At 31.7% G+C, this 16,328-nt stretch carries 18 protein-coding genes; 13 read left to right on the top strand and 5 right to left on the bottom strand.

Annotation, left to right across the window (positions count from 1 at the left end; translation table 11 throughout):
* Positions 1-157 precede the first annotated feature (157 nt).
* Positions 158-820, top strand: a complete 663-nt coding sequence (locus QVZ41_RS04615) for a response regulator transcription factor (protein WP_302883372.1) — start codon at positions 158-160, stop codon at positions 818-820.
* 55 nt (positions 821-875) lie between these two features.
* Entirely contained in the window at positions 876-2,411 is a 1,536-nt protein-coding gene (locus tag QVZ41_RS04610; protein ID WP_302883371.1) for a YifB family Mg chelatase-like AAA ATPase, read from the top strand.
* Positions 2,412-2,413: 2 nt separating this feature from the next.
* On the opposite strand, the gene QVZ41_RS04605 is transcribed toward QVZ41_RS04610, so the two are convergent.
* On the bottom strand, positions 2,414-3,256 hold the full coding sequence (locus QVZ41_RS04605) for a DMT family transporter (protein WP_302883370.1): 843 nt from the start codon (positions 3,254-3,256) through the stop codon (positions 2,414-2,416).
* A gap of 205 nt (positions 3,257-3,461) precedes the next feature.
* Here QVZ41_RS04605 and QVZ41_RS04600 point away from each other — a divergent pair, with 205 nt between their 5' ends.
* The gene (locus QVZ41_RS04600; RefSeq protein WP_302883369.1) at positions 3,462-3,722 is read left to right on the top strand and encodes a hypothetical protein; all 261 of its coding nucleotides are present in this window, start codon (positions 3,462-3,464) and stop codon (positions 3,720-3,722) included.
* Between the two features lie 73 nt (positions 3,723-3,795).
* Here the strand turns inward: QVZ41_RS04600 and tig are convergent, their stop codons facing one another.
* The 3 genes from tig to QVZ41_RS04585 all read right to left on the bottom strand — a co-directional run bounded on the left by tig (position 3,796) and on the right by QVZ41_RS04585 (position 6,720).
* Positions 3,796-5,115 carry a trigger factor gene (gene tig, locus QVZ41_RS04595; RefSeq protein ID WP_302883368.1) on the bottom strand — a complete coding sequence of 440 codons (1,320 nt, stop codon included), beginning with the start codon at positions 5,113-5,115 and terminating at the stop codon, positions 3,796-3,798.
* 115 nt (positions 5,116-5,230) lie between these two features.
* Entirely contained in the window at positions 5,231-5,995 is a 765-nt protein-coding gene (locus QVZ41_RS04590) for an alpha/beta fold hydrolase (RefSeq protein ID WP_302883367.1), read from the bottom strand.
* Positions 5,995-6,720: a pyridoxine 5'-phosphate synthase gene (locus QVZ41_RS04585; protein ID WP_302883366.1), complete on the bottom strand. Its 726-nt coding sequence runs from the start codon at positions 6,718-6,720 to the stop codon at positions 5,995-5,997. The genes QVZ41_RS04590 and QVZ41_RS04585 overlap by 1 nt, the downstream gene beginning before the upstream one ends.
* Positions 6,721-6,794: 74 nt before the next feature.
* Between QVZ41_RS04585 and QVZ41_RS04580 the strand changes: the two genes are divergently transcribed.
* From QVZ41_RS04580 to murI, 8 genes are all read left to right on the top strand, one after another.
* Positions 6,795-7,454, top strand: a complete 660-nt coding sequence (locus tag QVZ41_RS04580; RefSeq protein WP_302883365.1) for a CBS domain-containing protein — start codon at positions 6,795-6,797, stop codon at positions 7,452-7,454.
* A gap of 24 nt (positions 7,455-7,478) precedes the next feature.
* Entirely contained in the window at positions 7,479-8,387 is a 909-nt protein-coding gene (locus QVZ41_RS04575; protein WP_302883364.1) for an NAD kinase, read from the top strand.
* Complete coding sequence (locus QVZ41_RS04570; protein ID WP_302883363.1) at positions 8,353-9,057, top strand: DUF6089 family protein; 705 nt, start codon at positions 8,353-8,355, stop codon at positions 9,055-9,057. Before QVZ41_RS04575 ends, QVZ41_RS04570 begins: the two co-directional genes overlap by 35 nt.
* The gene (locus QVZ41_RS04565) at positions 9,057-9,818 is read left to right on the top strand and encodes an isoprenyl transferase (protein ID WP_302883362.1); all 762 of its coding nucleotides are present in this window, start codon (positions 9,057-9,059) and stop codon (positions 9,816-9,818) included. The genes QVZ41_RS04570 and QVZ41_RS04565 overlap by 1 nt, the downstream gene beginning before the upstream one ends.
* Positions 9,802-12,402, top strand: coding sequence for an outer membrane protein assembly factor BamA (bamA, locus tag QVZ41_RS04560; protein ID WP_302883361.1), 2,601 nt, complete (start codon positions 9,802-9,804; stop codon positions 12,400-12,402). Before QVZ41_RS04565 ends, bamA begins: the two co-directional genes overlap by 17 nt.
* A gap of 7 nt (positions 12,403-12,409) precedes the next feature.
* Positions 12,410-13,096, top strand: a complete 687-nt coding sequence (locus QVZ41_RS04555; protein WP_302883360.1) for an OmpH/Skp family outer membrane protein — start codon at positions 12,410-12,412, stop codon at positions 13,094-13,096.
* A gap of 12 nt (positions 13,097-13,108) precedes the next feature.
* Positions 13,109-13,609, top strand: coding sequence for an OmpH/Skp family outer membrane protein (locus QVZ41_RS04550; RefSeq protein ID WP_302883359.1), 501 nt, complete (start codon positions 13,109-13,111; stop codon positions 13,607-13,609).
* Between the two features lie 105 nt (positions 13,610-13,714).
* Positions 13,715-14,500: a glutamate racemase gene (murI, locus tag QVZ41_RS04545; RefSeq protein WP_302883358.1), complete on the top strand. Its 786-nt coding sequence runs from the start codon at positions 13,715-13,717 to the stop codon at positions 14,498-14,500.
* Here the strand turns inward: murI and QVZ41_RS04540 are convergent.
* Positions 14,497-15,009: a gamma carbonic anhydrase family protein gene (locus QVZ41_RS04540; protein ID WP_302883357.1), complete on the bottom strand. Its 513-nt coding sequence runs from the start codon at positions 15,007-15,009 to the stop codon at positions 14,497-14,499. The genes murI and QVZ41_RS04540 overlap by 4 nt on opposite strands.
* 55 nt (positions 15,010-15,064) lie before the next feature.
* Between QVZ41_RS04540 and QVZ41_RS04535 the strand changes: the two genes are divergently transcribed.
* A complete protein-coding gene (locus tag QVZ41_RS04535; RefSeq protein WP_420896116.1) occupies positions 15,065-15,475 on the top strand; it encodes a BT0820 family HAD-type phosphatase in 411 nt (136 codons plus the stop codon).
* A 31-nt stretch (positions 15,476-15,506) separates the two neighbouring features.
* Positions 15,507-16,325 carry a type I methionyl aminopeptidase gene (gene map, locus QVZ41_RS04530; protein ID WP_302883356.1) on the top strand — a complete coding sequence of 273 codons (819 nt, stop codon included), beginning with the start codon at positions 15,507-15,509 and terminating at the stop codon, positions 16,323-16,325.
* Positions 16,326-16,328 lie beyond the last annotated feature (3 nt).

Raw genomic sequence — 16,328 nt, 5'->3', positions numbered from 1 at the left:
TTACAAAGTTCGTGAAAATGGTACAATTATCGCAGTGTACTAGGTAATAATACGTATTTTTAAAAATTACGTAGATTTTCTTGTGTAATTACGTATTTTCGTTGTAATTTTACGTATCATATAATTAAGTATCTGATTTCCAATAATTATCGTTAAAATGAGTCAAATAAACATTTTATTAGTCGACGACCACTTACTCGTAAGAAACGGTTTAAGATCTCTGTTAGAAAGTGAACCTAACTTTACCGTTGTAGGTGAAGGTACCAATGGTCAAGAAGGAGTTGATATGACTATAAAATTAAATCCTGATATTTTAATTATCGATGTTCGTATGCCTATTATGAACGGAATTGATGCTGTGGCTAAACTTACCGAAATAGGAACTACAACAAGATCTATTATACTTTCCATGCATGACTCTGAAGAGTATATTTTAAAAGCCATTTCTGCAGGTGCAAGTGGTTACTTATTAAAAGACACTAATAAAGATGAGTTTGTAAAAGCCATTACCAACGTTTATAATGGTGGAAAATATTTTAGTGGAGACACTACAGACGCTATAGTAAAAAGTCTAATTAGTGGAGCTGCATCACACAAATCTACTCCATTTAACAACCACTCAGAAGCTTCTAAGCTAACTAGAAAAGAGTCTGAAATCTTAGAATTTATCTTAAACGGATTTACCAATTTAGAAATTGCAGACAAACTTGGAAAAAGCAAACGTACCATAGAAACACATCGTTTTAACTTGATGAAAAAATTAGATGTGAAGAATTTGGTAGAGTTATCTAAGAAAGCACAAGAACTAGGTTTTCAATAAAACTTTTTTAAATCTATATTTTATTTAACTTTAGCAAAAAAGAAATTGATTTGCTATGTTAGAAAGAGTTTACGCGGCTTCCTTCTTAGGGGTTGATGCAACTATTATTACCATTGAAGTTAATATTGATGGCGGAATAGGGTATCATTTGGTGGGATTACCAGACAATGCAGTTAAAGAAAGTAACTTTAGAATTCACGCTGCCTTAAAGAACAACAACCTTCATTTTCCAGGAAAAAAAATCACCATTAATATGGCTCCTGCAGATATGCGAAAAGAAGGTACTGCCTATGATATTTCTTTGGCCATTGGAATTTTAGCCGCTTCTAAACAAATTGACAATACCAAACTAAAAGACTTTATTATTATGGGAGAACTTTCTTTGGACGGAAGTTTACAACCTATAAAAGGCGTTTTACCCATTGCCATTGAAGCCAAAAATCAAGGATTTAAAGGAATGGTACTTCCAGTAGAAAACGCCAAAGAAGCTGCACTGATTGATGATTTTGAAGTCTATGGTTTAGAAAACTTAAGTGATGTCATCGATTTTTTAGACAACAACAAAACTTTTGAACCTTTAATTTTTGATACCCAGAAATATTTGAGCGAAATTGAAAACCAATTCTCTTTTGATTTTATGGACGTTAAAGGTCAAGAATCTGTAAAAAGAGCTTTAGAAATTGCTGCTTCTGGCGGTCATAACATTTTACTGATTGGCCCTCCTGGATCTGGAAAAACCATGCTAGCCAAAAGATTGCCAAGTATTTTACCTTCTATGTCTTTACACGAAGCTATTGAAACTACAAAAATTCACTCTGTAGCAGGAAACACCAAAAACAAAGAAGGTCTAATTTTAGAACGCCCTTTTAGATCTCCACACCATACCGTTTCTGATGTTGCTTTGGTTGGTGGTGGACAATATCCACAACCAGGAGAAATATCTTTAGCACATAACGGCGTTTTGTTTTTAGACGAATTACCCGAATTTAAAAGAAGTGTTTTAGAGGTGATGAGACAACCTTTAGAAGATAGAGAAGTCACCATTTCTAGAGCCAAATTTACTATTACTTACCCTAGTAGTTTTATGTTAATTGCTAGTATGAATCCGTCACCTAGTGGAGATTTTATCAATGATGATAGTAAAATTCAATCTTCTTCTTTAGAAGTAAAAAAATACCTAAACAAAATATCGGGTCCTTTGTTGGATAGAATTGATTTGCACATAGAAGTAAATCCTGTTCCTTTTGATAAACTGAGTAATGAAATTCCTGCTGAACCCAGCAAATCCATCAAAGAAAGAGTGCAACAAGCTAGAAACATCCAAACAGAAAGATATCAGCAAGAAAACAACATTCATTACAACGCACAAATGGATGTAAAACACATTAAAAAATATTGCAAGCTAAACCAAGACACTAAAGACTTACTTAAAAAAGCCATGGAATCTTTAAACTTATCTGCCAGGGCTTATGATAGAATTTTAAAAGTAAGTAGAACGATTGCAGATTTAGACAATTCTGAAAATATTGAATCACAACATATTGCAGAAGCCATTCAATACAGAAGTTTAGACCGAGAACATTGGATTTGATTTTAACTTTTTTTCCTTTTTAAATAAACATTATAAATCAGACTAACCATAATTAACAAGACTCCTAAAAGAGTCCAAAAATTATAAGTTTCCTGATACCAAAAGGTTCCAATCATAATCATAAACACCACTTCTAAATATTTTAAAGGAGCAATTACATTGGTTTCATAGGATTGAAATGCCTTGGTTAAATACAATTGTCCTACATACCCAAAAACTCCTAAACTGAGCAGCAGCAACCATTCTAACAAGTTAGGATTTGTCCAGTGATTAATTGACATCACTCCACCAAAAACAAAAGCCATTATCATAAAATAGTTAATAATGACCAGTGAGTTTTCTGAATCTCCAATTTTACGAATCAAAACAAAAATCAACCCTAAAAAAAGAGCGGATAAAATCGCAAAAATAATTCCGATAGAGTTTACATCTACTCCAAATCCTTTAATAATCAACACCCCAACAAAGGCTATTAAAAACAAAAACCACTGCACCGGTTTTACTTTTTCTTTTAAAAACATCAATGCAAAAATAGCAGCAAAAATAGGAGAAGTATATCTTAAAGAAACCGCAGTCCCAAGTGATAAATAATTTAATGATTGAAAAAAACAGGTTAAAGAAATTACACCCGCTACTCCTCTAAGTAACAACCATTTTTTATTGTTTCCTAGGAATGGAATTTTATTTTTTAAGATTAATGGAATGGTAAAACACAAAGTTCCTATAGATCTAAAAAAAACAATTTGATAAGCACTAAAATCATTTAAATATTTAACCACTGTATTCATTAATGAAAATGCAATGACACTAAAAATCATGTAAAAAATGGCTTTTGAGCTTTTCATAAAAGTTTTCTTATTTTAATTAAGAGGTGGTAAAAGTAGCATTAAAAAAACTAACGTAAACAGAACTTACATAGATTTAGAAAACTAAGCTTTATATAAAAGCAGACGAATAAGTATTGTATCTCATTTGCATATTGACAAATCCAATCCTTTTTCTTAAATTAGAAAGAACCAATTTGATTTAAAAACCTTAAAATATAAAGTTATGCTGCCATTTAGAACCGAAATTAGGAACAGTCCAAAGTGTCAAACCCTAAAAGTTTATATCAACGACACTACTTGCGACCAAGAATGCAAAGACTTGCTAAATAATATTAGCGGAATAGAATCTATAGAAATTCAAAAATCCATCAGTAGAGATCGGGTTGAAGAAAATTTGACCATTTACATTCATGATGATGCAGATGTAAATAGAGTGCAAAAATTAGTTGAGAACAAATTAGATCAACATTTTGCCTTTGATTAAAAACTCCTAAAACTACAGCATAAAAAAAGCATCCTAAAAATTAGGATGCTTTTTTTATGTGATATTCTTACAATTATTTGTAAACTTCTTTTACAAAATCTTCGTAAGTAACTTCTTTTTCATCAAAAGAAATTTTCTCTTTGTATAAGTTTAACAATTTGTTGCTAATTAATTGTGTTTGTAATCTCTTAGCTTCATCTTGGTTTTGTAACACACGCATTGCGATGTCTTCTAACTCTTTATCTTCAGGGTTCATTTGACCAAATTGAGCCATTTGTTGTCTGATGAATCCGATAGCGTAATCTTTCAACTCTTGGAAATCAACTTTTACGTCGTTATCCATCATTACTTTACCTTCTATTAATTGGTAACGTAATCCTTTTTCAGATTTTTCATATTCAGCAGCTGCTTCCTCATCTGTTAAAGGTTTTTCACCAGCAGTTCCTAACCATTTAATTAAAAATTCTTTTGGCAAATCAAAAGAAGTATTTTCTATTAAGTTTTCAGTAATTGCATTTAATAAATACTGATCTGCTTGTTGTAAAAACTGTCCTTCAGCATCTTCTTTAATTTTTTCTCTTAATTCAGTAACAGAAGACACAACTCCTTCTCCAAAAATCTTATCAAAAAACTCTTGATCTAATTCAGAAGGCTCAGTATAACTAATTTCTTCAATTTTAAAAGTCAAAGGTATTGCCAACTCTGCAACGTCTTCTACTTTTAAACCTAAAGATGCCGCTAATTTGGTATCTTCGTTAAATAAATTTTTAGATTTTAATTCTAAAACATCACCAACTTTAGATCCTACAAATTTCTTAGCGTTTAACTTTCCTTTGATGTCTTCTAAAGTTAAAGAAGCTTTTGTTTCAATTCCTTCTTCTTCATTAGCAAATACTCCAGTAATTGTTGAATTTTCAGCAACTTCTTCTTGAGCAACTACATTTCCAAAACGGTTTTGTAAGTTTTCTACTTCTTTATCAATCAATTCATCGTTAGCAACGATGTTGTATTTTGTTATTTTTCCTTTTGATAAATCAACATTGATTTCAGGAGCCAAACCTAACTCAAATTCAAAAGAGAAGTTTTCAGCATCCCAGTTAAATTCTCCATCCATTTTTGGTAGTGGATTTCCTAAAATATCTAACTTTTCTTCAGCTAAAAAGTTATTTAAAGACTCTTGTAACAATTTGTTTACTTCGTCTACCATTACTGATTTTCCGTACTGCTTCTTCACCAATCCCATTGGCACTTGCCCTTGTCTAAAACCAGGTACATTTGCCTTTTTACGATAATCTTTTAATACAGAAGCAACTTTTTCTTGATAATCCTCTGCTGTAATATCAACTTTAACTACTGCATTTAATGCATCGATATTCTCTTTAGTAATGTTCATTTGACTATTTTTATTTAAAATCTCTAAAAAATTGGGTGCAAAAATACGCTTTTTTTGTTAAGCCACAAAAAGGTATAATTAATTCATGCTCAATTGATTTAATTCTCTTTTATACTTATTTTATAAAGGCTATCAACTTATTATAAAATTCTACTGGATTTTCTGCATGCAACCAATGCCCTGCATTTGATACTGTTTCTATTTTTGCGTTCTCAAAATGAGCTGAAATTAGGGCAAAATCATCCTCTAAAATATAATTTGATTTTTCTCCTCTTAAAAACAACACCTCTCCATTGTAAGTTGTATAGGCAGGTAAAGCCTCTCCTACTTCGGGATTGTTTTCTGTTAGACTTTGTAAATTAAAACGAAAATCCATTTCTGTTTTGTTTTTTCTGTATACATTTTTTAACAAAAACTGACGAACTCCCTCTTCCGAAATGCTTTGTTTTAAAATATCATCAACCTCGGTTCTTAATTTTAATTTAGAAAAATCAACACTATTTAAAGCATCAATAATAGTATGGTGATGTGGAGCATAATATTTTGGTGCAATATCTGCCACCACTAATTTTTCTACCAATTCAGGGTATTCAACAGCAAACAACATAGCTGTTTTTCCTCCCATAGAATGACCTAAAACAATGGCTTTATCAATATTTTTTTCTTCAAAATAATATTTTAAATCTTGAACCATCAACTCGTAACTAAAATCATCCGAATGAAAACTACGTCCATGGTTTCGCTGATCCACCATGTGAACTTCAAAATCTTCAGATAAATTATTCGCTTGTGATTTCCAATTGTCTCCCATTCCAAAATATCCGTGAAGAATAATCAACGGAAAGCCTGAACCTACAATATTTGAGTGCAATAATTCCATTATAATACGTCTTGTAATTTATATAAATACATATTGACTACGTTTTGTAATCCGTAGTACAAAGCTTCTGATATTAAAGCATGACCAATAGAAACCTCATCTAACTCAGGAATGTGTTTAGCAAAAAAATTAATGTTTTTTAAACTTAAATCATGACCTGCATTTACACCCATTCCTAATTGTTTGGCCAATTTAGCAGCTTCGGCATACTCGGTAATTACTCTTGTATTTCCTTTTCCGTATTCTACTGCAAATTTTTCTGTGTACAACTCTACTCTATCTGCTCCTGTGGTTGCAGCTGCTTCTATTAAAGCAGGATTTCCTGTATCGATAAAAATAGAAGTTCTAATTCCCGCTGCTTTAAACTCAGCAATTACATCCTTTAAAAAAGATTGATGAGTAATAGTATCCCAACCAGCATCTGATGTAATATTGTCATCTCCATCTGGCACCAACGTTACTTGTTTTGGATTTACATCTAAAACCAGTTTTTTAAACTTTGGTATAGGGTTTCCTTCAATATTTAACTCTGTAGTAACTATTTCTTTTAAATCAAAAGCATCTTGATAACGAATATGTCGTTCATCTGGTCTTGGGTGAATGGTAATTCCTTGCCCTCCAAATTCTTCTATATCCTTTGCTACCTGCACCAAATTAGGCACATCTCCTCCTCTTGAATTTCTTAATGTAGCTATTTTATTAACATTTACGCTTAATACCGCCATATTCTGTATTTTTATGAGTGCAAAAATATTCAAAATAGAACGAACAATTAACAATTTTCCTTAATTTGACCTTTATGGAACTTATTAACTACATATCTAAAGACAAAATTGCGGTAAGTAATCAAAAAACGATCAAGCAAATTTTAAAAGTCTTTTCAAAAATATCCTACTCTCATATTCCTGTGATTGATGGGGAAAAACTTATTGGAAACATTGCCAAGGAAGATTTGACTTCTATTGAAGATAAAAATCAAAAACTGGCAGAATTAGAATATTTATACGAATTCTTTTTTGCCAAACAAGAAGATACATTATTGGAAGTCTTCTCTAATTTTGCAGTAAACAACACCAATTTGTTACCTATTGTAGATAAAAAAAACGAGTATTTTGGTTATTTAGACCTAAATGACACCTTAGATTGTTTTGCCGATACTCACTTTTTAAGTACCGAAGGAAATATTTTATTACTTGAAAAAAACAGCATTGAATACTCTATGTCCGAGATTTGTCAAATTGTTGAATCTAACGGTAGTCAAATACTAGGATCTTTTGTTTCTGAGCAAAATGAAGAACATACACAAATTACCTTAAAAGTAAAATCGGGTAGTATTAATGAACTGATTCAATCTTTTAGAAGGTATGATTATACTATTTTAAACACTTTAACAGAAGATTCATACTTAGAAAGCTTAAAAAAACGTTCAGAATACTTTATTAAATATTTAAACATCTAAATTCGCAGTACTAAAAGTTTTACTATGAAAAAAGTAGCCATTTTTGGACAAGTATATAAAGATTCTGATGAAATATATGTTTCTACCTTAATCAACGCATTAAACAAAGCAAATACAGCTGTTTACATTAATGATGATTTTGCTGATTCTATTAAAAATACTGGACTTAAATTTGTAGATCATTTAGACACTTATGACGGTGAGTCTGGTCTTGACACCTCTTTTGATGCACTCATTACTTTAGGTGGTGATGGAACCATTTTAAGAGCTTTTAATCAAATTAAAGATTTAAACATTCCTATTCTAGGAATTAATTTAGGTCGATTAGGTTTTTTAGCAACCGTTCAAAAAAATGAAATCAACAAAGCGATTAAAGAGTTTTTAAAGGGAGCTTATACTGTTGATGAACGTGTGATGTTAAAAGTTGCAAGCAATGAACATCAACCTGAGTTTTCTATCTTAGGTTATGCATTGAATGATTTAACCATCGCTAAAAAAGACACTAATTCTATGATTGGTGTAGATGCTTATTTAAATAATGAATATTTAACGACTTATTGGGCAGATGGTTTAATTATTTCTACCCCAACAGGTTCTACCGGATATTCATTAAGTTGTCAAGGTCCTGTAATTATGCCAAACACCAATAATTTTTTAATTACACCCGTTGCTCCACATAACTTAAACGCAAGACCTATTGTAATTTCGGATGACACAGAAATTAAATTAAAAGTTTTACGAAGAGAGGATCAATTTTTAGCCTCTTTAGATTCTAGAGTTAGTACCATAGATGTAGAAACTGAAATTATTGTAACCAAGGCAAATTTTACGGCAAAAATCATTCTACTAAAGGACCATACCTTTATCAACACCCTTAGAGATAAACTTTTATGGGGGTATGATACAAGAAATAAATCTGTTGAAAAACAATAAATCATTAGTATTATTGGTTATTACTTCAACAATTCATGAACGTTTAATTATATTTGCCCTGTTTTTATTAATGAATATGAGAAAGTTAATGTACATTCTTACTTTTTTAATTGCCAACATTGGCTTTTCTCAGGTTTACGAAGCTGGTCTTACGTACAACCTTGGGAATGTTATGGGAGAAAGAAATAATGCCTTTCCTATTACATCATCATATAAAAACTGGGGAGTAGTAATAAAAAAAAACATGAACCCTAGAATTGCCTATAGAGTAGCTGTTAATTTAATGGAGAGTAGCCATCAAAATAGTACTACTCAATTGGCAGAACTATCTGGCGGTATTGACTTTAACTTTACAAAATATAATTTGATAAGAACAGGCAACATTAAAAAAAGTACAGGTTATCTTATTTTTGAAGCAGCAACTATTTTTTACAATACTGATGGAAAGACAAAATTTTCAGCTGCTTTACCCATGGGTATAGGATATAAACAAGCACTTACAAAACGTATTGTTTGTTCCTTAGAAGCCAAAGCAAGAGTTTCTTTTTCTGATGTATTAGATAATATTAAAACAAACAAAAGCACTTTGGATGCTTATTACTATATTGGCGCTTCAATATATTATACATTTGGATGGCCTAGAGGTAGTAAAAACCAAATAAGATTTTAATGAGTTTACTAGAAGAACTAAAAAAAAATAAAGTACCTAAGCACATTGCAATTATTATGGATGGTAATGGTCGTTGGGCAAAGAAAAAAGGAATGGCCAGAATTTTTGGTCACAGAAACGCCCTAACAGCTGTAAGAGAATCTGTAGAAGCTGCCGATGATTTAGGTACAGAAGCTATTACTTTATATGCTTTTTCAACCGAGAACTGGAAAAGACCAAAGCTTGAGGTTGATGCTTTGATGAATTTGCTTGTTAGTGCATTAAAAAAAGAACTTCCAGAATTTCAAAGAAAGCAAGTTAAGGTAAAAGCCATTGGAAGACTATTAGATCTTCCAAAAAAAGCCAAAGCAACTCTTAATAACGTTATAGAGTCTACAGCAAACAACACAAAAATAACCTTAACTTTTTGTTTAAGTTATGGTAGTAGAGAAGAAATTACCGCTTCTGTAAAAAAAATTGCTGAAGAGGTTAAAAACGGCAATTTAAATACCGAAGATATAAACGAGGCCGTTATTCAACAAAACTTATATACTCACAACCTTCCAGACGTTGATTTAATGATACGAACCAGTGGAGAACAAAGGCTAAGTAACTACCTATTATGGCAGTTAGCTTATGCCGAATTATATTTTACTGAAACACTTTGGCCTGATTTTAGAAGAGAGGATTTGTTCAAAGCAGTAGAAGTATATCAAAACAGAGAAAGAAGGTTTGGAAAAACCAGTGAACAATTAGAAGGAGAACATGAACAAACTATTTAAAAATTACTTATTTACATTAATCATTTTCGTTACAAATCTTGTCAGTGCTCAAGAAGAAAACAAACAAGATATATCAACTAAAGAAAATAACACTTCTAGCGAAGTTAGTGTAAATACAGACAATGCTTTTTCTAACCAAAATCAGCCAGACTTTAGTACGCCAAAAAATTATCTCTTGGGAGGAATTAGTGTTACTGGAACAAATGCTTTTTCTGAAGCATCTGTTATTTCTTATTCTGGACTTAAAACAGGGCAAGAAATAAAAATACCTGGTGATAAATTAACTAGTGCCATTAAAAAACTACACAAATCTGATAGATTTAGTGACGTAGAAGTATTTATTACCAAAATAGAAGGAAATACTGTTTACTTAGAAATTGCCATTAAAGAACTTCCTCAATTAAACGAAATTAAATTTATTGGAGTTAGCAAATCAAAAGAAAAAACCTTTAAAAAAGACACCGGTCTTATTACAGGTAAAATGTTAACCGAGAATTTAATTACTTCTACCGAAAACTATATTAGACAATTTTATATTGACAAAGGATACTTAAAAGCCAAAGTAAATATTTCTACTGTAGACAATCCAAACAATGCCAATCAAAAAAATGCAACTGTGTTTATTGACAAAGGTAAATTGGTGAAAATTAAACATATTGATATTACTGGAAATAAACAATTTAGTGACAAAGACGTTAGAAAAGCTCTTAAAGATACTAAAAGAAAGTTTTGGGGTAGATTTTGGAAACGCTCAAAATATGTAGAAGATAACTACGAAGAAGACAAGAAAAAATTAATTGAAAAATACCGTCGTAAAGGATTCCGTGATGCAAGAATTGTTGCTGACAGCATTACTTGGAATGAAGGAAAAAAGACAATCGATTTACACATAAACATTGAAGAAGGAAATAAGTATTTTTATAAAGAAATTAAATTCCTTGGAAACAAAACTTATAAAAGTGAAGACCTTCAAAGAATCTTAAGAATTGAAAAAGGAGATGTTTATGATTCTAAAACACTGGAAGAACGTGTTAAAGGAGATGGGACTCCAGATTCTGACGACATCACTACTATGTATCAAAATAACGGATATTTGTTTTCTCAAATCAACCTTGTTGAAACCAAAGTTGAAAACGATTCTATTACTGTAGAAATTAGAATTCATGAAGATGATCAAGCAACTATTAGTCATGTTTCTGTTGTTGGAAATGACAAAACAAATGATCATGTAATTTACAGAGAGTTACGTACCAGACCAGGAGATTTATACAGCAAAGACAATATTATTCGTTCTATTAGAGAACTAGGACAGATGGGATTTTTTGATGCCGAAGCTATTAGTCCAGACTTACAACCTAATTATGCAGATAAAACGGTTGGAATAGAATATAGCCTTACGGAAAAAGGATCAAGTCAAATAGAACTACAAGGAGGTTATGGTAGTGGATCTTTTATTGGTACCTTAGGATTATCATTCAACAACTTCTCATTACGTAACATATTCAAAAAAGAAGAATACAAGCCTTTACCATTAGGGGATGGACAACAATTATCTTTAAGATTGCAGGCAAGTAGATTCTCAACCACCAATAGTTTATCATTTACAGAACCATGGTTGGGAGGTAAAAAACCAAGATCTCTAAGTTTTTCTGTTTATAACACCAAACAATATGGATTTGGAGGTTCTTATTATGAGGTTGATAAAAGTCAAGAATTAAATATTTTTGGAGCTTCTATCGGAATTGGAGAACGTTTAAAATGGCCAGATGATTATTTTTCTATTTCTAACACTATTAGTTACAGAAGATATACGGTGAATCAATTTAACTTTGGTAGTGCTTTAAGTTTTGATAATGGTACTGGAGTTTCTAACAACTTATCGTACAACGTAACTTTACAACGTAACTCTGCAGGACCAAGTTTAATTTTCCCTTCATACGGATCTACTTTTTCTATTGAAGGTAAGTTTACCCCTCCATTTTCTTTATTTACAAGTAAAGATTACAACACCAATAACGAAAGATTTAAATGGTTAGAATATTATAAAATCAATTTAAAAGCTAAATGGTATACTGCTTTGGTTGGTAAATTTGTGTTAATGACCAATGCTCAATTTGGATATTTAGGAAACTACAATGATAAATTAGGAGAAGTGCCTTTTGAAAGATATTTTGTGGGAGGTGATGGATTAAACACCAACAGTTTTGATGGTAGAGAAGTCATTGGATTAAGAGGATATCCAAACAGTACTTTATCTAACTTCGGAGGACAGACAGCACAAACTTCTGAGTTTGTTGGAGCTACAGTATATGATAAATTCTCTATGGAAATTCGCTACCCAATTACCTTAAATCCATCAGCATCTATTTATGCTCTAGGATTTGTGGAAGCAGGAAATGCATATAGCAGTTTTAGTAAATTTAACCCTTTTGACGTAAAGAAATCTGCTGGATTAGGAATTCGTATATTTATGCCAGCCTTTGGATTACTAGGTATTGACTTTGGACACGGATTTGATAACGTTCCTGGTGAAGTTGGTAAGTCTGGTTGGCAAACTCATTTCATCATCGGACAACAATTTTAAAAATGGCATGATTATTTCTAACAACATATATAAGTTCATTCAAAAAATATTTTTATTTTCACTTTTCTTTGGGTTTAGTGCCAATGCACAACAACAATTACAAAGAATTGGTTTTGTAGACATAGAATACGTATTAAGTAAAATACCTTCTTATGCAGAAGCTCAAAACAAATTAGATACTGAAACTACTACATGGAAAAAAAACTTAGATAAAATGTATCTAAAGTTAAACACCATGAAAGAAGAGTTTTTAAACGAAAAACCTTTGTTAACCGAAGATTTAATTAAAGAAAGAGAACTTGAAATAAAAACGTATGAAGATGAAATTACTAAAGTAGAAAACACTTATTTTGGTACCGAAGGAAAATTATTTGAACTGAGAAAACAATTGGTAACACCTTATCAAGATTTGGTTTATAACGCAGTACAAACAATTGCTCAACTTCGAAAATATGACATGATTTTTGAGAAATCTTCATCAATAGTGATGTTATATACCAATAATAATTACGATATTAGCGAGCTTGTATTAAAATACATACAAAAATCTAAAAAAGAAATTGAAGAAGAAGAGGCTGCTATTAAAAGAGAAATTGCTCGTGAAGCAAGAGAAAAGAGAATAGAAGAACAAAGAAAGAAACGAGAAGAAGACAGACTCAAAAGAGAAGAAGAACGAAAAAAACGAAACGATTAAACAAATAACCAAATGAAACAAGTAAAAACTACATTTTTAATTGCAATTATAGCTTTAGGATTCACTCAATTTGCTAACGCACAAAAAATTGCTCACATCAATTTAGACGAAGTTGTAGCTTCTATGCCAGAGGCGAAAGCAATGCAAGCAGACATGGAGAAATTAGGAAAAACCTACGAATCTGAAATCAAATCTGCATCAACTGCTTTAAAAGCAAAGTTTGATAAGTATACTGCTGAAGAAAAATCAAAAACTCCAGAAGAAAATCAACAAAGAGCTATGGAAGTTCAACAAGAGCAAGCTAAAATTCAACAATTACAACAAGCTGCTTCTCAAGAATTACAAAACAAGCAAAATGAAATGCTTGAGCCTATTGTTAAAAAAGCTCAAGATGCAATCAAAGCTTACGCTAAAGAAAAAGGTATTCAATATATCTTAGATGCTAGAACATTAATTTATGCTGAAGGAGAAGACATTTCAGGAGCAATTAAGGCCAAATTAGGGATTAAGTAATCAAATACTTTTTCAAAAAAAATTCATAAAAGCGCTATTATATTATATAATAGCGCTTTTATTTTGATATTGTTTTGTCGAGATTTGTAACATACAAATAAAAACATGAAAGAAAATCCTATTGGCGTTTTTGATTCTGGAGTAGGCGGAACCTCCATTTGGAAAGAAATCATTCATAGATTACCTTATGAAAATACGCTCTATTTAGCCGATAGTAAAAATGCTCCGTATGGAAACAAATCAAAACAGGAAATTATAGATATCTGTCTTAAAAACTCAGAAATCTTAATTAACAAAGGAGCTAAAATAATTGTGGTTGCTTGCAATACTGCTACCACCAATGCCATTGACATTTTAAGAAAAACTTTTGACATCCCTTTTATTGGAATTGAGCCAGCCATTAAGCCTGCTGCACTGGCAACATTAACAAAAGCTATTGGTATTTTAGCCACTAAAGGAACTTTAAGCAGTGATTTGTTTCATAAAACTACTAAAGAATTTGCCTCTAATATTTTAGTTATAGAACAAGAAGGAACAGGATTGGTACCTTTGATAGAAAACAATTTGATTGATTCTTTAGAAATGGAATTGCTTTTACAAAAGTATTTAAAACCTATGATAGCTCATCATATTGATTATTTGGTATTGGGATGTTCTCATTACCCATATTTAATCCCTAAAATCAAAGAAATCATAGGAGATGATGTAACCATTATAGATTCTGGTTTTGCTGTGGCCAAGCAAACAGAAAAAATACTCTCCGAACAACTATTGCTAAACAACAACAGCACTCCTGGAGAGCATTATTTAATGAGCAACAGTAACACCAACACATTACATCACTTAGTAAAAGAAGTCAGCAATATTACTGTTGAGCAAGTAAATTTTTAATTTTTATACCAACCAGAATATTTTACATAAGCATCGGCAATTCTGTTGACTTCTCCCTGCAAAAGTTCTTCACTCAAATCTTTTATTTTTCTAGCAGGGGTTCCTGCGTACACACTTCCCGATTTTACAATAGTTCCTTTGGTAACTACTGCTCCTGCCGCTATAATACAATTAGATTCTAACACACAATTATCCATCACAATAGCTCCCATTCCAATTAATACATTGTCGTGAATGGTACAACCGTGTACAATCGCATTATGTCCAACAGAAACTGAGTTCCCAATGGTGGTTGGCGATTTTTGATAGGTAGCATGTACCACTGCTCCATCTTGAATATTTACTTTGTTCCCCATAGTAATTCGGTGCACATCTCCTCTAATCACAGCATTGTACCAAACACTACAATCATCTCCCATAGTTACCTCCCCTATCACCACACAATTCTCAGCCAAAAAGCAATTTTTTCCAAACTGAGGCTTATTTCCATTTAATTCTTTGATAATCATCTTTAAAGTTTTAATCAAAAATAATATAATTGTAATATTGCAAAAAAGATTAGTCGTGCCAATTCCACATCACCAAAAAATAATTGCTGTAGATTTTGATGGAACCATTGTAAAAGATGAGTATCCTAAAATTGGTACGCCTCAATTATTTGCTTTTGAAACCTTAAAAAAACTTCAAGAAAACGGGTATAGACTTATTCTTTGGACTTTAAGAGAAGGAAAAAAATTAGAAGAAGCTGTTGCCTTTTGTAAACAACATGGCATTGAATTTTATGCTGTTAACAAAAATTATCCTAATGAAACTGTAGATGATAGCACCATCCGTAAGCTTCATGCCGATCTTTTTATAGATGACCGAAATATAGGAGGCTTTTTAGGTTGGGGAAAAATTCATCAAATAATTTTTAATGATGAACCAGAAATAACCACAAACAAAAAGAAAGGCTTTCTAGGATTCTTTAAATAAATATTATCTTTGCACTCCATAAAACAGGAATATGATTACCATTAAAACCCTAGAAGAAATTGAATTAATGCGTGAAAGTGCGCTAATAGTTTCTAAAACTTTAGGAATGCTTGCCAAAGAAGTAAAACCAGGAGTTACGACTCATGCGTTAGATAAAATGGCTGAAACTTTTATTAGAGATCATGGTGCAGAACCTGGGTTTTTAGGAATGTATGATTTTCCTAATTCTCTTTGTATGAGTCCTAATGCACAAGTAGTACATGGAATTCCAAATAAACAACCTTTAGTAGAAGGCGATATTATTTCTATTGATTGTGGGGCATATAAAAATGGATTTTATGGAGATCATGCTTATACTTTTGAAGTAGGTGAAGTAGCTCCAGAAGTAAAACAACTATTAGAAATTACCAAACAAAGCCTGTATGTAGGTATTGAGCAATTTAAAGCCGGTAATAGAGTTGGAGATGTTGGTTATGCTATTCAAAAATTTACCGAAGACCATGGTTACGGTGTGGTAAGAGAATTGGTTGGTCACGGATTAGGTAGAGAAATGCATGAAGATCCACAAATGCCAAACTACGGAAAACGTGGTAGAGGTAAAAAGTTTGTCGATGGGATGGTTGTTGCTATTGAGCCTATGACCAATATGGGAACCAAAGATATTGTTCAATTAAATGATGGTTGGACCATTTTAACCAAAGACGGAAAACCCTCTGCACATTTTGAGCATGATATCGCTATCGTAAATGGAAAACCAGAAATACTTTCTACATTTAAATATGTAAATGATGCTTTAGGTATTGTAACAGATATAGAAGACAAATTTAGAGCAAAGCCTTATGGAGCTTAATTA

It is taken from the genome of Wenyingzhuangia gilva, from assembly GCF_030519655.1.
Lineage (GTDB): Bacteria > Bacteroidota > Bacteroidia > Flavobacteriales > Flavobacteriaceae > Wenyingzhuangia > Wenyingzhuangia gilva.
The sequence above is the reverse complement of the archived record's forward strand: the minus strand, read 5'-3'. Positions and strand labels throughout refer to the sequence as shown.